Below are 16731 nucleotides of genomic sequence, written 5' to 3' on the forward strand. Positions count from 1 at the left end.
CAAAGGCCGGTTTTCAGAGTTCTTGGCTTCATGTGCGGTGTCGGCGCCCCGGAATGGAGCACCCCTCCCTTCCCACTAGTCACACCAAACTCACCGGTTAACTGTCGCAACATAAGTCACGGCGATGCAAGCACCGTTATCGAACTGTGTTGCTCATCGGTGCTGGTCAGGCGGCCAGTGGCACCCTGCGCAGGGCCTGCAAAGCGTAGAAAACGCGGGTTTTCACGGTTCCGACCGGGACGCCGAGGTCCGCGGCCACCTCGCGGTAGGCGCGATCGCGCAGGATCACCTCGACCACCGCCTCGCGCTGCAACGCGGGCAGACGGGCCAGCAGGTCGTCCACGACCATGCCGTCGAGCAGGCTGTCGGCGAAGTCCGGGCTGGCGTGCCGCAGCTCGAGCAGATCGCCGTGCTCGGACCATTCCGCGTCCACCGGGCGAGCGGCGCGGGCGCGGCCCATATCGATCAGAACATTGCGCTGGATGGCCAGCAGCCAGGTCCGCACGCTGCCCTTGCCGGCGTCGAAGCGCGCGCAAGCCCGCCAGGCGCGCAGCAGTGTCTCCTGGACGGCCTGCTCGGCCAGCCCGGAATCGCCGAGCCCGCGCATGGCGCGCCAGTGCAGCAGCGCGCGGTCGGCCTTCAACACAGCGGAGATGCCTTGCTCGGTGCACAAGCCGGCGCAGGGGGTGCCACAACCTTTCACGCCATGGATATCGCGGCGGACCGTCCGAATGACAACCGCCCGGGGCGAATCCGCGCCCCGGCGTTGTGCAGGTGATCAGAATCTCCGGAATCGACTGCGGCTATGACAGAGTTCTGGTATCTCTGACCGCTGGGGTCGGGCCCGCTTCACAAGGGAGAGCAGATCATGCGTGCACGCGCGTTCGTGGTCGCGGGCGCGATGGCGTCCGCGCTGACGATGTCCATGTCCGGAGTGGCCGCGGCCGAGCCCGCGACCACCATGCCCGGCGACGGCCTCTACCTGGTCGGCGTCGATATCCAGCCGGGCTGGTACGAGGCGCCCGGCACCCCCGACCCGACCTACGGCTGCGACTACCGGCGGCTGTGGAAGGTGGAGGGCGACAACACGAATCAGAACTACATCATCGGCAACGACTTCACCCGGGTGCGGCCGGTGCGGGCGCTGATCAAGCCGACCGACGTGGCGTTCAAGACCACCAACTGCGGCCCGTGGCGGCTGGTGGGGCCGCCCAGCACCGGTTCCTTCGGCGGCTGAGACAGTTAGGGTCCTCGGTATGACGAGGACCAAGATTCTGATCACCGGAGCCAGCGCCGGATTGGGCGCGGGCATGGCGCGCGAGTTCGCGGCCAGGGGCCGCGACTTGGCGTTGTGCGCACGGCGATCGGACGCCCTGGAAGCCCTGCGCGCGGAACTGACCGCGGCGCATCCGGAGATCACCGTCGCGGTGCGCACACTCGATGTCGACGATCATGCCGCGGTGCCCGAGGTTTTCGGCGAACTGCGCACGGAACTGGGCGGACTGGACCGGGTGATCGTGAACGCGGGCATCGGCAAGGGCGCGCGCGTGGGCGGCGGCCGCCCGGACGCCAATCTCGCCACCGCGACAACGAATTTCGTGAGCGCGCTGGCCCAGGCCGAGGCGGCGCTCGAGGTCTTCCGCGCGCAGAACGCCGGGCACCTGGTGCTGGTGTCCTCGATGAGCGCGGTGCGCGGCCTGCCCGGCAAGAAGGCCGCCTATTCGGCGAGCAAGGCCGGACTCGCGGCGCTGGGCGAGGCGCTCGCGGTCGAACTGGCGCGCTCCCCCATCGCCGTGACCACGCTGCTGCCGGGCTTCATCGCCACCGACATGGCCGCCAAGGCGGGCGACGCGAAGCTGGTCGCGCCGCTGGACAAGGGCGTCGGCGCGATGGTCCGGGCGATCGAGAAGGAGCAGACGCGGGCCTGCGTGCCCGAATGGCCCTGGCGCCTGCTCGATCTCGTGCTCCCCCGGCTGCCGGGGTCGGTGATCGCCCGGATGGGGTGATCGCTCCTTTAAGGGTGCTTTAAGGCCCTGTCAAGTACCCCAAGGCATTGTTCTTATCAACCCCACGGGGCCTGCTCCAGGAGGGGGGAGCAGGGCACGCGGGGGAAGTGAGAAGCTCGACGGCACCGGGTGCCGTCGAGCTTCTCCGTTTCCGGGCCTCAGCCGAGCACCACCAGCGCGGCGGCCCCGAGGAAGACGCCCTGCACCACGGTGCGCACCGGCAGCGGCATGGTCTTGATGCCGAGATCCGCCCGGGCCGCCCGGATGTTGGCGGGGAACATCGCGAGCATCATCAGCGCCAGGGCGATCGCCGCGATCTTCGCGGTGGCCGGAATCAGCAGCCCGATCGCGCCCGCGATCTCGAGGACGCCGGTCAGGGTGACCCAGGCGCCCGGGTTGGGCAGCCGCGGCGGCACCATCGCGATCAGCGCGCTGCGGCGCGGTTCGGCGAAGTGCGCGGTCGCGGTGAGCAGGAACATGGCGGCCAGCCCGAGCGTGGCCGCGTGCGGCCACGAATCCAGCCAGGCGAGGTCGGCGAGCGAGCCGGTCAGGCGGGCGATCGCGGTGACGACGACGAGAACGATCAGCGGTGCCATCGGGGTCTCCTGTGCAGTGGCAGCGAATCTTGACAGTGACAAGATTAGCCACGTGCCGGGAAACTTGTCAATGACTAGATTGACGGTCATGATCGAGACATGGCAAAGAGCAGCTACCACCACGGCGATCTGCGGGCCGAGATCCTGGCCGCCGCCGCCGAGCAGATCGCGACCGAAGGCGTGGACGCGGTGTCGCTGCGCGGGCTGGCGCGCCGCGCCGGGGTCTCGCACGCCGCCCCGGCCCACCACTTCGGCGATCGCGCCGGCTTGCTCACCGCGCTCGCCATCGAGGGCTTCGATCTCCTGGCTGCCGAACAAGCCCGCGCCGGAACGGATTTCCGGGAAGTCGCGGTCGCCTACGTCCGTTTCGCGCTGGCACACCCGGGCCACTTCGACGTGATGTACCGCCGGGACCTGCTGCGCGCCGACGATCCGGAGCTGGCCGCCGCCCGCGACCGCTCCGGCGCGGCCCTGCGCTCCGGCGTCACCGACCTGGAGCCCGCCCGGCCGCGACAGCGGCAGCGCGCCATCCAATTGGCCGCGTGGTCGCTGGTCCACGGCTTCGCCTCGCTGTGGCGCGACGGCGCGCTGTCGAACTCGGCGCTGGCCGGCACCGACGATCCGGAGGCGCTGGCCAGGGAGATGCTGGCCACCGTCCAACTCGATTGAACCGCAGGCGATTTCTATCTGTGATAGGCAGAACCATGCAAGTGCATGCCTATCCGACCGATGCCGCCGTACCGGTGGCGCTGCCCGAGGCCGAGCGGATCGCGGCCACCCACCTGTCGGATCCGGGCGATGCGGTCGCCGGGGTCGAGAACGAGATCACCGAATTCGAGTCGTGTTTCACGGTGGTGGCGCGGGTGCCGAGCACCGCCGACCGGACCGCCGCGCCGCCGCTGGCGCCGGTCGCCGTCATCGACAAGGCGACCGGCGCTGTCTCATACTGGCCGAGTTACCCGGTCGCACTGGTCGCCGAGCGGTACGGAGCGATGCTCGGCGACGACGGCCTGGTCATCGTGGACGAATGGCCTGGTGCGGCGGAGAGTTGACCGCTCCACGGGGAGGGACCCATGAGTTCACCTGCGGCTGCCGGAGATCCGGCCACCGACATCACCGACCGGGTCGCACGGACTCTGCGCGCCGCGCTCCCGCCCGGCGCGGCGCGCCTGCGCGCCCGCGGTGACATCGGTCCCGGCTGGGCCCGCACCACGCTCGAATTCGACGACGGCGCAGGCACTTTCCGCCGCTTCGCGCTCGACCGGGTGCCGGCCTACGAGACGGCGGCCGTCACCGGCGACATGATGGCGCTGCACGAGCTGCATGCCGGGGCGTGGCAGAGCTTCGTCGTCACGGTGGATCGAAATGGCTGTGTGACAATCGATTACAGCTGAATGCGGTCCGGTCTGCCGGGCGCGAGTCCCCGGTCACCTGTTGGCGTCCTCGTCCGCGACGCTCGGTACGACGACCGAGGTATCCGGATACGAGTGATGCTCGTGGGCGATCGCCCATTCCCGCTCGTCCTTGCGCAGGCCCAGCGTGAGCCGCAGGCGGCGATCGGGCGCGGCGGCGAGGTCGTCCGGTGTGGCGCAGCGCAGCAGGGCGTGGGCGAACGCGACGTCCGTGCCCGCGGTCACCTCGAGGTCGAGGATCTCGAAGACCGCGCCGCCGGCCAACCAGGTGAAGAACGGTGGCCAGGTAGCCCGGTAGTCGTCGATACCGCGGACACCGTTCTGCGGGGGCGGGACATCGAACATGACCACGTCCTCGGTGTGGCCGGTGAGCACCCCGGCCAGGTCGCCGGCCTGAACGGCGGCGGCCCACCGGTGGATCAGGGCGCGGATCTGGGCTTCGTCTTGCGACATCGTCGGTATCCCTTCGCTGGGCCGGAACCGTTCCGGCCGGTGGGGAACTCCCACCACCCGTATGACCCCGCGCGGGAGGGCGGAATCATCGCCGCGCGGCGGACTCCTCCGGCACGGCCTCGGGCAGCCCGAAGCGGGGGAACAACGCCGGGTCGAGGAAGGACACGACCTCGGTGATCGCGCCGTCGCGCACGGTCAGCACGTCCAGGGCCATGGCCTCGAATACGCCGTGCTCGGCGTTCCACATGTAGGTGCCGAAGGCGGGCTGGCCGTTGGCCACCGTGGGCCGGAAGCGCCAGCGCCACCGCAGCGGGTGGGCGATCAGGAATTTCCGGATCGCGGGGCGGCCCAGATACCACTCGGGCATCGGCGGCATCGCGTACCGGGCGTCGGCGGCGAGCAGGGCGATGATGGCTTCCAGGTCCTCGGCTTCCCAGGCGGCCGCGTAGCGCACCGCCAGGCGGCGTGTCTCCGGATCGTCCGGAGGCCGCCCCGGCGCCAAGGCCCGCTGGCCGACCTGGGCGCGGGCCCGTTGCAGAGCACTGTTGGCCGAGGCCACCGTCACCTCCAGCAGTTCCGCGGTCTCGCTCGCCGTGAAACCCAGCACGTCACGCAGGATCAACGCGCCGCGCTGCACTCCCGGCAATTGCTGGAGCATGGCCAGAAAGGCCAGTTCCAGCGCCTCCCGAGCGGTATAGCGCGCCTCCGGGCCCGGCTCGACGGGGCCGGAGCCGGGATAGGGTTCGAGCCAGAAGCGTTCCGCCGCAGGCACTTCCGCGGCGCTGTCCATCGGCAGTTCCCGCCGGCCGCGGCGCTCGAGCATGGTCAGGCAACGGTTCGTGGCGATCTTGTACAGCCACGGGCGGAAGTTCCGCGCGTCGGCCAGGTTCGCCCGCGCCCGCCAAGCTCGCAGCAGCGCCTCCTGCAACGCGTCGTCGGCATCGTGCACCGAACCCAGCATCCGATAGCAGTGCACATGCAACTCGGCCCGCAACGGTCCAGCGAGGCGGTCAAACTCGTCTCGATCGGCGGCGGAATCCTGCGGGTCGTCCATCGCCTCGATCTTGGCACAACCACACCGATCTCCGGCGGGGCCCCGGATCACCCGCATCACGTTTCTATGCCGAATCTTAATTTGTTTGCCTAGCTAGAGACGGCCGAGAGATGTCGGATCCCAGTTGAATTGGTCGGTAGATCTAATTCGATAGTCGGACTGCGGGGCACTGCAGGTTGGTAGCGTACGGCTCAACGCGGAAGGGGAGACAGATGCTACTAGTAGACACAGGCCGCGACGCGCCGCCCTCCAGTGGACGTAAGGCATTCTCACCGACGGAAATCCTCACCGGCGCAAGGCTATTGCTGGTCCCACTCCTGATAGGCGGCATCGCCGTAAATTCCCCTTACCTGACTATCGGGACCCTCTCGACGTTCGTTCTCGTGGACGTGACAGACGGAATCCTGGCACGGCGGCGCGGCGAAGATTCGCTACGGCGGCGGGCAATGGATTCGACCGTCGATCGCTTTGCGATTCATGCAGCTTTCCTGACCTATGGACTCACAGCTATGGCGGTGCCGACGCTATGGATAGCCTTGCTGGCGCGAGACTGCCTGCAATTGCCGATCTCGGTAATAGCCGTACGGCGCGGCTTCATCGGAGTAGGTGCGGGTTCGCACAAGGCGATCGGGATCGGTACAGCCGTCACCGGCGCCATGCTCGTGATGTTCGGACAGGTGCCGACGACGCTGACATTCGTCCTTGTAGCGGCGCTGACGTGGTGCACCGCCACCTATCTGGCGCACATGAGAACTCTACTGGCCCAGGGTGCTTCACGCGGCGTCATCTCGATACCCGCAAGCCTGCCCCGAACACGAGGGAATGAGGGTGACGAATAACCCACCGGATCGCGACAAGTACACGCCGGGCGAGTCTGCGGCACTCCTGACGACCGTGCCAGCCGAGCTACAGGCCAGCATCATCTGCCATGTCTCGTTCCTGCTGTTGATCTTCGTGGTGATAATGAGCTGGGCAACCCGGGAACATATTGCAGTCCCGGTAATCCTGCTGGCCGTTGACCTGATAGTGGTCATCCTGGCCTACGGCTGGCGGTATGTGGCCCGGCCTGCGGTCGAAGATATCCTCAAGACAGTAAAAATAATCAGCGGAACCGAAAACCCACGCGGATCGGAAAGCGCGACTGGTCACTACCTGCTCGACAAGAGTGCGATGACCCTGTTCGTCTGGATCTTCACCATATCCGAGTTTATGTTTCTCGGTCTTCTGATATTGCAGACCGGCGGCATCCCGACCAGTCCATACATTCCGGCTGTGGCGAGCTTTCTGACTCTCGCACCCAACGTTATGAACGGCTACAAGTCGATCCTTGCGCTCCTGGTGGTCGGCATTGTCTATCTGGTTGGGCTGTACAACGTCCCACCCCCGATACTCGTACCACTACAGGAAACCCCGCCGAGCCTGCCGTACCTCATGATCGTCATCGTCACAATCAGCATCGCCATCGGCATCCCGGTCGTGGTCAAGTGGCGGCAGCAGCGGGAGCCGGAGGTTTCAGCAGGTGAAACCGGGCATGAGAACACGGCAGGCGACTCGTCGGATCCTTGATACACGAGGGGATCCGGGTCAGAGAGGCTCGCCGATCACTCGGTCGGCGATAGAAGTCTTCAGGTGAGCCTGGATGCGGGCGCGGTCGGCGGCGGTGGCCGGGAGTTGGGCGACCAGGAGGAGTTCCGGGTTCTCCACCAGGCGGAGCTGGAAGAGTTCCAGGTCGAGCGGGCCGGCCTCGGGGTGGTCGATGCCGATGGTGGTGGGCTGGAAGTCCTGCACGGGGTATTCCGCCCACCAGGTGCGAAATTCAGGGCTGGCGGCGCTCAGTTCGGTGACCACCCGGGTCAGGCGCGGATCGCCGGGAGCGTTGCTCAGCAGGACCCGGAATTGGCTCAGGATGGCGCGCGCCGCGGGCTCCCAGCGGCGCATCATGGACCGGTTGCGCTCGTCGGTATACATCCACCACAGCAGATTCCGGCGCTCGGGCGGCAACGCGCTCGGGTCGGTGCGAATCCAGCTGAAGGCAGTATTCCAGACCATGAAATCCAGGCGGGCGTCGTGCACCACCGCCGGAGCCGGGTGCATGGTGTCGACCAGCCGTTGCAGGCGGCTGGTCTCCTCTCCCCCTAGATACTCCACCGCCGGATCGGCCAGCCCCGCCAGCCGCCGCAGCTGCCGGTGCTGCACCGGATCGAGCCGCAGCGCCCGCGCCAGCGCGTCCACCACCTGGGGACTGGCGGCGATCTTGCGGCCCTGCTCCAGCCAGGTGTACCAGGTGAGACTCACCCCAGCGAGCTCGGCGACCTCCTCGCGGCGCAGGCCCGGGGTGCGGCGGCGGCCCGGGACCATGTCGCCGGGCAGGCCGACGTCTTCGGGGCGCAGGCGGGAGCGGTGCGCTTTGAGGAAATCGGCCAGTTCGGCGCGGTGGTCGTCGCTCATCCGAGATCCCTTTGTGGGTAGCAGTATTGGTGCCAGGACCAAGGCGCTACGCGTCTTTAGCGTTCTTGTCATGAGGTGATCGAGCACCGGTCACCCATGACAAGGAGCATGACATGAACAGCGACAAGGGATCGATCCTGGTCATCGGCGCGACCGGACAACAAGGCCGCGCCACCACCCACCACCTCCTCGACCACGGCTGGAACGTCCGCGCATTCGTCCGCGACCCCCACACACCCACCGCCCAAGCCCTCCACGACATCGGCGCCGAACTCACCGTCGGCGACCTCGACGACACCGACACCCTGCGCACCGCCATGACCGGCGTCCACGGCGTCTTCCTCATGCTCACCATGATGGAAGGCGTCCACATCACCGACGCCGGCATCACCGCCGAAATCCGCCGTGGCACAACGGTCGTCGAACTCGCCGTGGAACTCGGCATCACCCACCTCGTCTACAGCTCCCTGCAAGGAGCGGCCGACCCGCACTCCGGCGTCGACTACTACGCCGCCAAACGCACCATCGAACAAGCCATCACCGACGCCGCGCTCCCCGCCACGATCCTGCGCCCCACCTTCTTCATGGACAACTTCCAAACCTTCAACCGCCCCGTCCGCACCGACAACGGCGACATCCAGCTCAACCTCGCCGTCCACCCCGACATCCCCATGTCCCTCATCGCCGTCGACGACATCGGCGCCTTCGCCGCCCTCGCCTTCGACCGACCCGGCGACTACATCGGCAAAACCATCCCCCTGGCCGGCGACCGGCTCACCCCACCCCAGATCGCCGAAGTCTTCGCCCGCGTCACCGGCCTACCCACCCACCACAACCAGATCCCCGTCGAACAGGTCAAAGCCTTCGACGAACAAGTCGGCAAAATGTTCGCCTACTTCAACCAGGGCCTCGACCGCCCCGTCGACACCACCACCCTGCGCGCCGAGCACCCCGAACTCCACGACCTCGAAAGCTACCTGCACTCGGTCAACTGGAAACCGTGAGCGGGTCAGGCGAGCAGTTCGAGCAGCCGGTGCGCGTCCTCGAGGGCGTGATCCAGAGACGCGGAAAGGTAGGTCAGGTCGAGGAAGAAGTCGTCGAAATCGGATTGCTCGGCGGTGCGGCGGACAGTGGCGGCGATCTGCTCGAGCGGGGTGCCGGCTGCGACGTTGACCCGGACGATGGTCTCGATCGCTGCGGGGTCACGACCGGCCTGTTCGGCGGCGCGGTCGACGACGCCCCGCAAGGTGCGCAGCCGCGCACCCCATTCCGGCGAGCCGGGGACCGGGACCACGGGCAGCCAGCCGTCGCCGCGCCGCCCGACGCGTTCCAGCGCGGCGGGCTTGAACGCGCCGAGCAGGATCGGCGGCCTGGGCCGCTGGACCGGTTTCAGTTCGGCGCGGTGCCGGGGCACCGACACCAGGCTGCCCGAGTACTCGGCGGGATCGGTGGTCCAGATCGCCTCCAGCGCGTCCAGCGTCTGCTCCAGCCGCGCGCCGCGCCGGCTGAACGGGACGCCCGCCGCCGCGTATTCCTCAGGCGACCAGCCGATTCCGAAGCCCGGCCGCAACCGGCCGCCGCTGGCCACGTCGAGCGTGGTGAGCGCCCGGGCCAGGACGGCGGGCGGATACAGCGGCGCGATCAGCACATTGGCGCCCAGGCGCACCCGTTCGGTGGCCGCCGCGGCCAGCGCGAGGGTCAGGAACGGATCCAGCACCTGGTTGAATTCCGCTGGGATGCGGTCGGATCCGCCGTAGCCGACCGTCGGATCGACGGCGGCGAGCAAGCGGTCGCCCACCCAGAAGCTGTCCGCACCGGCTTGCTCCAGCGCGGCGGCGAACCCGGGAATCCGGGCCGCCGCCCGCGCTTGTGGACCGATCTGCGGCAGCGAGAAACCGATCTTCATTCCACCGTCGTACCAGCCTCGGTCAGGCCGGGGCCTGCGCGGGTGCGGTCGACCCGGAGTCGTCCGCGTCCGGCCCGTCGCTGATCTTGTCGAAAACGGCGGTGTCCTTGATCGGGTCGAGCACCGAGGTGGTGGTCAGCGCCGCGGCGGTGTCGGGGACCTCGGCGGCGTCCGCGTCCGGAACCTCGGTGCCGCGCAACGACGTTCCGGCCGTCTCACGCAGGAACGTCCAGGCCACCAGGCCGATCAGCGACGCGCCGATCATGTAGGCGGCGGGAAACAGCGACCAGCCGGTGTTCTCGATGACCGCCTCGTTGACCAGCGGCGCGGTGCCGCCGAACGCGGCGGTGGAGACGTTGTAGCCGAGCGCGAAACCCGCGTAGCGCACGTGCGTCGGGAAGATCGCCGGGAAGGTCGAGCTGATGGTGGCCAGCTGCGGCACGTAGAACAGGCCGAGCACGACGAACCCGATGACGGCCCAGACGATGCCCTGCCCCATCAGCCAGTACATCGGCAGGGCGAGCACGGACAGGCCGATCAGCGAGACCAGCCACATCGGCCGGCGGCCGACGCGGTCGGACAGACTGCCGAAGAACGGCAGCACGACCATCATCACGAGCTGACCGATCAGCATCATCGCGGTGGTGGTGGAGTCGCTGAGGCCGATGGTGTTCTGCAGGTAGGTCGGCTGGTAGGTGAGCAGCGTGTAGTTCACCACGTTCAGCGCCACGACCAGGCCGATCAGCGTGAGCGTCTCGCGCCGGTAGGTGGTCAGCACCTCGCGCAGGCCGCCGGGCGGGGTCTTCTCCTGTTCGGAGACCTCTTCGAAGACCGGGGATTCGTCGAGCCGGGCGCGCAGGTACCAGCCGATCAGGCCGAGCGGCACGGCGATCAGGAACGGGATGCGCCAGCCCCAGTCGTGCATGGCGTCGGTGCCGAGCACCAGCTGGCAGGCCAGCACGGTCGCCGAGCCGCCGACGAAGCCGGCCAGGGTGCCGAATTCCAGGAAGCTGCCGAAGAATCCGCGCTTGCGGTCGGTCGCGCATTCGGCCAGGTAGGTGGCGGCGCCGCCGTACTCACCGCCGGTGGAGAAGCCCTGCACGACCCGCAGCAGGATCAGCAGGATCGGCGCGGCGACACCGATGGAGGCGTGCGTGGGAATCAGGCCGATCGCGCCGGTGGCGGCGGCCATCAGCAGAATCGTGGTGCCCAGCACCGCTTTCCGGCCGATCCGGTCGCCGATCGGGCCCCAGACCATGCCGCCGAGCGGCCGCAGCAGGAAGGAGACGGCGAAACCGAGCATGGTGCCCAGGGTGCCGAGTTCGCCGGGGAAGAACGCGTCGGTGAGGTAGGTCGCGGTGGCCGCGTAGACGCCGTAGTCGTACCACTCGGTCGCGTTGCCCATCGCGGACGCGGCGACCGACTTGCGTAATGGTTGCTGTGACCCCGGCGCGCCGGATTCGGCGGCTATGGACGCGGTCATTCGTACCTCCTTCGGCCCGCTCCCCCGCGGACCTCTATCGGTTCTCCCCAGCCGCCCCTCCCGGATTTCGGAATGCACGACACAGAATGAACCGTTACCCAGGTTTGCTGAGCAGCAAACACCGGCGACCCCGCCCAGGTGCAGCTGGTACCAGCAGCTACCTGCGCTTTACGCCCAAAATGTGAGCCCGGTCACATGCTGATCAATGCATGCGAACCCCCGGTCGGCGGAGCCGCTAACCGTGAGCGTCAGATCCGCGCCCGGTGACGACGTGGCGGCCGCCCCCCGGGACCGGTCAGCGCAGGTCGGCCCCGCACTTCGGGCAGGCACGCAACTTGTGGAACGGTGATTCGGGCGGCAGGCACCGATCGCAGAAGCCGGAGCGGCACGCCGTACAGAGCAGGAACCGGACGGCGAAATGTTCCGGATCGGCACGCGCCACCGGATTGCCGCCCGGAATCACCGAGATCGACAGCATGCGCCGGCAACCGTCGCCGGAACAGAATCGGACGGCCATGGCGGCAACCCTTCGGACTGGTTGACCTTTCTACTACTGCAATCGGCCGCCCTAGAGCGGTGTTACATACGCTCCGGCGATGCCGCCGTCGACGAGGAACTGCGACGCGGTGATGAACGAGGCGTCGTCGCTGGCGAGAAACGCCACGGCCGCGGCGATCTCCTCGGGCTCGGCGAAACGCCCCACCGGAATGTGCACCAGGCGGCGCGCGGCGCGCTCGGGGTCCTTGGCGAAGAGTTCTTGCAGCAGCGGCGTGTTCACCGGCCCGGGGCACAGCGCGTTGACCCGGATCCCCTGGCGCGCGAACTGCACGCCGAGTTCCCGGCTCATCGCCAGCACGCCGCCCTTGGAGGCGGTGTAGGAGATCTGCGAGGTCGCCGCGCCCATGACGGCGACGAAGGAGGCGGTGTTGATCACCGAGCCCTTGCCGCGCACCAGCATGTGCTCGATGGCGTACTTGCTGCACAGGTACACCGAGGTGAGGTTCACCTCCTGCACCCGCCGCCAGGCGTCGAGGCCGGTGGTCAGGATCGAATCGTCTTCCGGCGGTGAGATACCCGCGTTGTTGAAGGCGATGTCCAGGCCGCCGTAGGTGTCGACGGCCGTCTGGAACATCGCGCGCACCTGGGTCTCGTCGGTGACGTCGACCTTGACGAAGGTGCCGTGCACTTCCGCGGCCGCGGCTTCGCCGGCGCCCGCGTCGATATCGGCGACAACCACTTTCGCGCCCTCGGCGGCGAAGCGCCGGGCCGTGGCGAGGCCGATTCCGCTACCGCCGCCGGTGACGACGGCAACGCGATCCTCTAGACGCTGCACACTTGCTCCTTCTACTCGGTGGCGATGAAGACGTTCTTGGTTTCGGTGAAGGCCAGCGCGGCGTCGGGCCCGAGTTCCCGGCCCAGCCCGGACTGCTTGTAACCCCCGAACGGCGTCCAGTACCGCACCGAGGAGTGCGAATTCACCGACAGATTCCCGGCTTCCACTCCCCGCGCGACCCGCAGCGCCCGGCCCACGTCGCGGGTCCAGAGCGAACCGGACAGGCCGTATTCGGTGTCGTTGGCGATGCGCAGCGCGTCGGCCTCGTCCTCGAACGGCACGACCGCGACCACCGGGCCGAAGATCTCCTCGGTGAGCACGCGGTCGGCGGGGCCGTCGGGCAGCACCACCGTGGGTGGATACCAGAATCCCGGCCCCTCGGGGGCGCTGCCGGTGAACGCGACCTTCGTCGACGGTCCCAGGAAGGCGGCGACCCGGTCGCGGTGCGCGGCCGAGATGAGCGGGCCCATCTCGGTGCCCTCGGCCGCCGGATCGCCCACCGCGACACCCTGCACAGCGGGTTCGAGCAGCTCCAGGAATCGATCGAACACACTGCGCTGCACGAGAATGCGCGAACGCGCGCAGCAGTCCTGACCGGCGTTGTCGAAGACGCCGTACGGCGCGGTGGCTGCGGCCCGCTCCAGATCGGCGTCGGCGAAGACGATGTTGGCGCTCTTGCCGCCCAGCTCCAGCGTGACCCGCTTCACCTGGTCGGCGCACCCGGCCATGATCTGTTTGCCCACCTCGGTGGAGCCGGTGAACACCACCTTGCGCACCCCGGGGTGGGTGACGAAACGCTGCCCCACCACCGAGCCCTTGCCGGGCAGCACCTGGAAGACGTGCTCGGGCAGCCCCGCTTCCAGCGCCAGCTCGCCCAGGCGGATCGCCGTCAGCGGCGTCAGCTCGGCGGGTTTGAGCACCACCGCGTTCCCGGCCGCCAGCGCCGGGGCGAAACCCCAGGCCGCGATCGGCATCGGGAAATTCCACGGCACGATCACCCCGACCACGCCGAGCGGTTCGTGGAAGGTGAGATCCACGCCGCCCGCGACCGGAATCTGGTGGCCCAGCATTCGTTCCGGCATGCCCGCGGCGTAGTTCAGCAGGTCGCGGACGTTGCCCGCCTCCCAGCGGGCGTTGCCGAGGGTGTGGCCCGCGTTGGCCACCTCCAGTCGCGCCAGCTCCTCCAGATTCGCCTCGACCGCGGCGGCGAAGCGGCGCAGCAGGCGGGCCCGATCGCCCGGCGCCACATCGCGCCAGCTCCTCCACGCGCGCTGCGCGCGGTCGATCGCCGCGTCGGTCCCCGCCGCGTCGACGAGTTCGACCCGCGCCACGACTTGCTCGGTCGCGGGATTCAGCACCTCGGTGGTCGTCACCGGTTCACTCCCTTCCACACACTCTCGGCGGCACGGTCCGCCGGCTTTTCATCCGCCTGCCGCGGCCGCCACGAGCGCCCGCATCAGCCGGTCGTCGCCGGCGTCGGCCTCGGGATGCCACTGCACGCCGACCAGGAACGGCCCGTCGCGCACCTCGACGGCTTCGATCGTGCCGTCGGCGGCGTGCGCGGTGGCGGTCAGCTCGGCGGCCAGCCGGTCGATCGCCTGATGATGATGACAGTGCGCTTTCGCTTCGGGTCCGAGGATCCCCGCCACCCGGCTGTCCGGCGTGGTGGCCACGCGCAGGACCGAGAAGGAGCCCGCGCCGCCCGAATGGTCTTCGTGGCCCACCACATCCGGCAGATGCTGGATCAGCGTGCCGCCCAGCGCGACATTGACCAGTTGCAGACCGCGGCACACCGCCAGGATCGGCAGCCCCGCCGCGTGAGCGAGGCGGAACAGTTCGAATTCCGAGTCGTCGCGGTCCGGCCGGGTGTAGCCCAGCGCCTGTTCCAGCGGCCGCCCGTAGCGCGCCGGATCGATGTCCGCCCCGCCGGTCAGCACCAGACCGTCGAGCCGGCGCACCAGCTCCGGGTGCGCGACGCCCAGCGGCGGCAGCAGCACCGGGATGCCGCCGGCCCGCTGCACCATCGCGGCGTAGCCGGTGTGCAGCACGGTGCTGTCGGTGTCCCAGGTGCCGAAGCGGGCCTGCTCGCGGTAGGTGGGCAGGCCGATGACCGGCCGCTCAGAGACGTTCGAAGCCACGGATGCGCTCCCAATCGGTGACGGCGGCGTCGAACGCCTCCAGTTCGACCCGGGCCGCGTTTCGGTAGTGGTCCACCACATCATCGCCGAAGGCCGCGCGCGCGAGTTTGCTCTCCCCGAACAATTCCGCCGCCGCGCGCAGGGTGGCGGGTACGCGCGGGCGCTGCGATCGGTAGGCGTTGCCGTGGAATTCCGGCTCCAGCGGCAGCCGGCGTTCGATGCCGTGCAGGCCCGCCGCGATGGTCGCCGCCACCGCCAGGTAGGGGTTCACGTCGCCGCCGGGGATGCGGTTCTCCATACGCAGCGAAGGTCCCTCGCCCACCACGCGCAGGGCGCAGGTGCGGTTGTCCCGGCCCCAGGCCAGGGCGGTCGGCGCGAAGCTGCCCGGCACGAAACGCTTGTAGGAGTTGATGTTCGGCGCCAGGAAGTAGGTGAACTCGCGCAGGCAGTCCAGTTGCCCGGCCAGGAAGTGCCGCATCGTCGCCGACATCTCGCCGTCACCGTCGGCGAAGACGCCGTTGCCGTCGGCCCCACGCAGGCTGAGATGGATGTGACAGGAATTGCCTTCCCGCTCATCGTATTTCGCCATGAAGGTGAGACTGCGGCCGTCCTGCGCGGCGATCTCCTTCGCGCCGGTCTTGTAGATGCTGTGGTTGTCGCAGGTGACCAGGGCTTCGTCGTAGCGGAAGGCGATCTCGTGCTGACCGGGGTTGCACTCGCCCTTGGCCGACTCGACATAGAGTCCGGCGCCGGCCATCTCCTTGCGGATGCGGCGCAGCAGCGGTTCGACGCGGGACGTGCCGAGCATCGAGTAGTCGACGTTGTACCGATTGGCCGGCCGCAGCCCGCGATAGCCGCTGTCCCAGGCCGATTCGTAGGTGTCGTCGAAGAGCAGGAACTCCAGCTCGGTGCCGACGTAGGCACGCAGGCCGTGCTCGGCCAGGCGGTCCAGCTGGGCCCGCAGCACCTGACGCGGCGAGACCGTCACCGGCGTGCCGCTGGGGCGCACCTGTTCGAGATCGCAGAGCACCAGGGCGGTGCCGGGCAGCCAGGGCAGCGCGCGCAGGGTGCCGAGGTCGGGGCGCAGGACGAAGTCGCCGTAGCCGGTGTCCCACGAGGACATGGCGTATCCGTCGACGGTGCTCATCTCGACGTCCACGGCGAGCAGATAGTTGCAGGCCTCGGTCGCGTGCCCGATCACCTCGTCCAGGAAATACTGTGCGGCACAGCGCTTTCCCTGGAGCCGGCCCTGCATATCGGTCATCGCGACCAGGACGGTGTCGATGTCGCCCGACTCCACCCGCACCCGCAATTCCGACAGACTCAGCATCCCCGATCGCATCGCAGGCCCCTCTCGGCATCCAATCCGGTGCTCACGCTAAAGGAATTCCGGCCACTCCGTGCGCCGGACACGAAATTCCCGGCCGGCGGGCTGTCGCATCCGCCAATCCGCGGGTCTCGTCGACAACTCGAGTTCGGAGATAACAGCAATTGATCTCCGCATATACGGTTGTAGAGTTCAGCTAGTGTCGTATTTGCGGGTTGATGAGGTCGCCGAGCTGGTGGGTGTCGGCGAGGAGGCGGTGCGGTGCTGGATCGACCAGGGCAAACTCACCGCGATTCCCTCGGCGAGCGGACGTCACTGGCTGAGCGGACGCGAACTCGCCCGGGTCCTGTGCGACGAAACCGCCGTGCCCGGCGCCCCGAACCGGATTCGCGGCCTCGTGACCCGCATCGTGCAGGACCGGCTGCTGGCCCAGGTCGAACTCCGGGCCGGCCCGCTCCGCCTGGTCGCGCTGCTCGGCACGGAGACGGTGCGCGCACTCGGCCTCACGGTCGGCTGCGTCGCGATCGCCGCCGTGCCTTCGACACAGGTCGTCGTAGAGATTCCCTGACGCCGGG

Annotated in this window: 21 protein-coding genes; 9 read left to right on the forward strand and 12 right to left on the reverse strand. The window is 68.6% G+C overall.

Translation table 11 applies throughout. From position 1 onward, the window contains the following. Nucleotides 1–166: 166 nt before the first annotated feature. Nucleotides 167–646 (reverse strand): sigma-70 family RNA polymerase sigma factor, encoded by a 480-nt coding sequence (locus AB0I43_RS37605; protein ID WP_356977949.1) that lies wholly within the window; start codon nt 644–646, stop codon nt 167–169. A 222-nt stretch (nt 647–868) separates the two neighbouring features. On the opposite strand from AB0I43_RS37605, the gene AB0I43_RS37610 reads away from it, so the two are divergent. Then, entirely contained in the window at nt 869–1237 is a 369-nt protein-coding gene (locus AB0I43_RS37610) for a hypothetical protein (RefSeq protein ID WP_356977950.1), read from the forward strand. Between the two features lie 19 nt (nt 1238–1256). Next, nucleotides 1257–2006, forward strand: a complete 750-nt coding sequence (locus tag AB0I43_RS37615) for an SDR family oxidoreductase (RefSeq protein WP_356977951.1) — start codon at nt 1257–1259, stop codon at nt 2004–2006. Nucleotides 2007–2164: 158 nt separating this feature from the next. Here the strand turns inward: AB0I43_RS37615 and AB0I43_RS37620 are convergent, their stop codons facing one another. Beyond that, nucleotides 2165–2602, reverse strand: a complete 438-nt coding sequence (locus tag AB0I43_RS37620; protein WP_356981565.1) for a DoxX family protein — start codon at nt 2600–2602, stop codon at nt 2165–2167. A 99-nt stretch (nt 2603–2701) separates the two neighbouring features. On the opposite strand from AB0I43_RS37620, the gene AB0I43_RS37625 reads away from it, so the two are divergent. From AB0I43_RS37625 to AB0I43_RS37635, 3 genes are read left to right on the forward strand one after another with little or no spacing between them, the layout of a single operon-like run. Then, nucleotides 2702–3271 (forward strand): TetR/AcrR family transcriptional regulator, encoded by a 570-nt coding sequence (locus AB0I43_RS37625; RefSeq protein ID WP_356981566.1) that lies wholly within the window; start codon nt 2702–2704, stop codon nt 3269–3271. Nucleotides 3272–3306: 35 nt separating this feature from the next. Continuing rightward, nucleotides 3307–3654, forward strand: coding sequence for a hypothetical protein (locus AB0I43_RS37630; protein ID WP_356981567.1), 348 nt, complete (start codon nt 3307–3309; stop codon nt 3652–3654). A 21-nt stretch (nt 3655–3675) separates the two neighbouring features. Next, nucleotides 3676–3996, forward strand: coding sequence for a hypothetical protein (locus AB0I43_RS37635; RefSeq protein WP_356981568.1), 321 nt, complete (start codon nt 3676–3678; stop codon nt 3994–3996). A 33-nt stretch (nt 3997–4029) separates the two neighbouring features. On the opposite strand, the gene AB0I43_RS37640 is transcribed toward AB0I43_RS37635, so the two are convergent. After that, the gene (locus tag AB0I43_RS37640; protein ID WP_356981569.1) at nt 4030–4467 is read right to left on the reverse strand and encodes an SgcJ/EcaC family oxidoreductase; all 438 of its coding nucleotides are present in this window, start codon (nt 4465–4467) and stop codon (nt 4030–4032) included. A gap of 85 nt (nt 4468–4552) precedes the next feature. Further along, nucleotides 4553–5521 (reverse strand): RNA polymerase subunit sigma-70, encoded by a 969-nt coding sequence (locus AB0I43_RS37645; protein WP_356981570.1) that lies wholly within the window; start codon nt 5519–5521, stop codon nt 4553–4555. A gap of 212 nt (nt 5522–5733) precedes the next feature. Between AB0I43_RS37645 and AB0I43_RS37650 the strand changes: the two genes are divergently transcribed. Together AB0I43_RS37650 and AB0I43_RS37655 are read left to right on the forward strand one after the other, a co-directional pair. Beyond that, nucleotides 5734–6360: a CDP-alcohol phosphatidyltransferase family protein gene (locus AB0I43_RS37650; RefSeq protein ID WP_356981571.1), complete on the forward strand. Its 627-nt coding sequence runs from the start codon at nt 5734–5736 to the stop codon at nt 6358–6360. Further along, entirely contained in the window at nt 6350–7087 is a 738-nt protein-coding gene (locus AB0I43_RS37655; protein ID WP_356981572.1) for a hypothetical protein, read from the forward strand. Before AB0I43_RS37650 ends, AB0I43_RS37655 begins: the two co-directional genes overlap by 11 nt. An 18-nt stretch (nt 7088–7105) precedes the next feature. Here AB0I43_RS37655 and AB0I43_RS37660 read toward each other — a convergent pair whose 3' ends face one another. Further along, nucleotides 7106–7969 carry a helix-turn-helix transcriptional regulator gene (locus AB0I43_RS37660; protein ID WP_356981573.1) on the reverse strand — a complete coding sequence of 288 codons (864 nt, stop codon included), beginning with the start codon at nt 7967–7969 and terminating at the stop codon, nt 7106–7108. Between the two features lie 113 nt (nt 7970–8082). Here AB0I43_RS37660 and AB0I43_RS37665 point away from each other — a divergent pair, with 113 nt between their 5' ends. Further along, nucleotides 8083–8973, forward strand: a complete 891-nt coding sequence (locus tag AB0I43_RS37665) for an NmrA/HSCARG family protein (protein ID WP_357433572.1) — start codon at nt 8083–8085, stop codon at nt 8971–8973. 5 nt (nt 8974–8978) lie between these two features. On the opposite strand, the gene AB0I43_RS37670 is transcribed toward AB0I43_RS37665, so the two are convergent. The 7 genes from AB0I43_RS37670 to AB0I43_RS37700 form a co-directional block, all read right to left on the reverse strand. Further along, nucleotides 8979–9875: a TIGR03619 family F420-dependent LLM class oxidoreductase gene (locus tag AB0I43_RS37670; RefSeq protein WP_356976635.1), complete on the reverse strand. Its 897-nt coding sequence runs from the start codon at nt 9873–9875 to the stop codon at nt 8979–8981. A gap of 22 nt (nt 9876–9897) precedes the next feature. Then, nucleotides 9898–11358, reverse strand: coding sequence for an MFS transporter (locus AB0I43_RS37675; RefSeq protein ID WP_356976637.1), 1461 nt, complete (start codon nt 11356–11358; stop codon nt 9898–9900). Between the two features lie 295 nt (nt 11359–11653). After that, nucleotides 11654–11836 carry a hypothetical protein gene (locus tag AB0I43_RS37680; RefSeq protein ID WP_357433574.1) on the reverse strand — a complete coding sequence of 61 codons (183 nt, stop codon included), beginning with the start codon at nt 11834–11836 and terminating at the stop codon, nt 11654–11656. Nucleotides 11837–11926: 90 nt separating this feature from the next. Further along, nucleotides 11927–12691, reverse strand: coding sequence for a 3-oxoacyl-ACP reductase (locus tag AB0I43_RS37685; protein ID WP_356976640.1), 765 nt, complete (start codon nt 12689–12691; stop codon nt 11927–11929). Nucleotides 12692–12702: 11 nt separating this feature from the next. After that, nucleotides 12703–14064, reverse strand: coding sequence for an aldehyde dehydrogenase family protein (locus AB0I43_RS37690; protein ID WP_357433576.1), 1362 nt, complete (start codon nt 14062–14064; stop codon nt 12703–12705). A gap of 48 nt (nt 14065–14112) precedes the next feature. Next, a complete protein-coding gene (locus tag AB0I43_RS37695; RefSeq protein WP_356976643.1) occupies nt 14113–14829 on the reverse strand; it encodes a gamma-glutamyl-gamma-aminobutyrate hydrolase family protein in 717 nt (238 codons plus the stop codon). Continuing rightward, nucleotides 14810–16159, reverse strand: a complete 1350-nt coding sequence (locus AB0I43_RS37700; protein ID WP_357433578.1) for a glutamine synthetase family protein — start codon at nt 16157–16159, stop codon at nt 14810–14812. The genes AB0I43_RS37695 and AB0I43_RS37700 overlap by 20 nt, the downstream gene beginning before the upstream one ends. Before the next feature lie 196 nt (nt 16160–16355). Here AB0I43_RS37700 and AB0I43_RS37705 point away from each other — a divergent pair, with 196 nt between their 5' ends. Then, nucleotides 16356–16724 carry a helix-turn-helix domain-containing protein gene (locus AB0I43_RS37705; RefSeq protein ID WP_357433580.1) on the forward strand — a complete coding sequence of 123 codons (369 nt, stop codon included), beginning with the start codon at nt 16356–16358 and terminating at the stop codon, nt 16722–16724. Nucleotides 16725–16731 lie beyond the last annotated feature (7 nt).

It is taken from the genome of Nocardia sp. NPDC050435, assembly GCF_040655395.1.
Lineage (GTDB): Bacteria > Actinomycetota > Actinomycetes > Mycobacteriales > Mycobacteriaceae > Nocardia.

Excerpts from the sequence above, each read along its gene's own strand:
- AB0I43_RS37610 (WP_356977950.1), top strand. The coding sequence starts at position 869 with ATGCGTGCACGCGCGTTCGTGGTCGCGGGCGCGATGGCGTCCGCGCTG.
- AB0I43_RS37615 (WP_356977951.1), top strand. The coding sequence starts at position 1,257 with ATGACGAGGACCAAGATTCTGATCACCGGAGCCAGCGCCGGATTGGGC.
- AB0I43_RS37620 (WP_356981565.1), bottom strand. The coding sequence starts at position 2,602 with ATGGCACCGCTGATCGTTCTCGTCGTCGTCACCGCGATCGCCCGCCTG.
- AB0I43_RS37625 (WP_356981566.1), top strand. The coding sequence starts at position 2,702 with ATGGCAAAGAGCAGCTACCACCACGGCGATCTGCGGGCCGAGATCCTG.
- AB0I43_RS37630 (WP_356981567.1), top strand. The coding sequence starts at position 3,307 with ATGCAAGTGCATGCCTATCCGACCGATGCCGCCGTACCGGTGGCGCTG.
- AB0I43_RS37635 (WP_356981568.1), top strand. The coding sequence starts at position 3,676 with ATGAGTTCACCTGCGGCTGCCGGAGATCCGGCCACCGACATCACCGAC.
- AB0I43_RS37640 (WP_356981569.1), bottom strand. The coding sequence starts at position 4,467 with ATGTCGCAAGACGAAGCCCAGATCCGCGCCCTGATCCACCGGTGGGCC.
- AB0I43_RS37645 (WP_356981570.1), bottom strand. The coding sequence starts at position 5,521 with ATGGACGACCCGCAGGATTCCGCCGCCGATCGAGACGAGTTTGACCGC.
- AB0I43_RS37650 (WP_356981571.1), top strand. The coding sequence starts at position 5,734 with ATGCTACTAGTAGACACAGGCCGCGACGCGCCGCCCTCCAGTGGACGT.
- AB0I43_RS37660 (WP_356981573.1), bottom strand. The coding sequence starts at position 7,969 with ATGAGCGACGACCACCGCGCCGAACTGGCCGATTTCCTCAAAGCGCAC.
- AB0I43_RS37665 (WP_357433572.1), top strand. The coding sequence starts at position 8,083 with ATGAACAGCGACAAGGGATCGATCCTGGTCATCGGCGCGACCGGACAA.
- AB0I43_RS37670 (WP_356976635.1), bottom strand. The coding sequence starts at position 9,875 with ATGAAGATCGGTTTCTCGCTGCCGCAGATCGGTCCACAAGCGCGGGCG.
- AB0I43_RS37675 (WP_356976637.1), bottom strand. The coding sequence starts at position 11,358 with ATGACCGCGTCCATAGCCGCCGAATCCGGCGCGCCGGGGTCACAGCAA.
- AB0I43_RS37680 (WP_357433574.1), bottom strand. The coding sequence starts at position 11,836 with ATGCTGTCGATCTCGGTGATTCCGGGCGGCAATCCGGTGGCGCGTGCC.
- AB0I43_RS37700 (WP_357433578.1), bottom strand. The coding sequence starts at position 16,159 with ATGCTGAGTCTGTCGGAATTGCGGGTGCGGGTGGAGTCGGGCGACATC.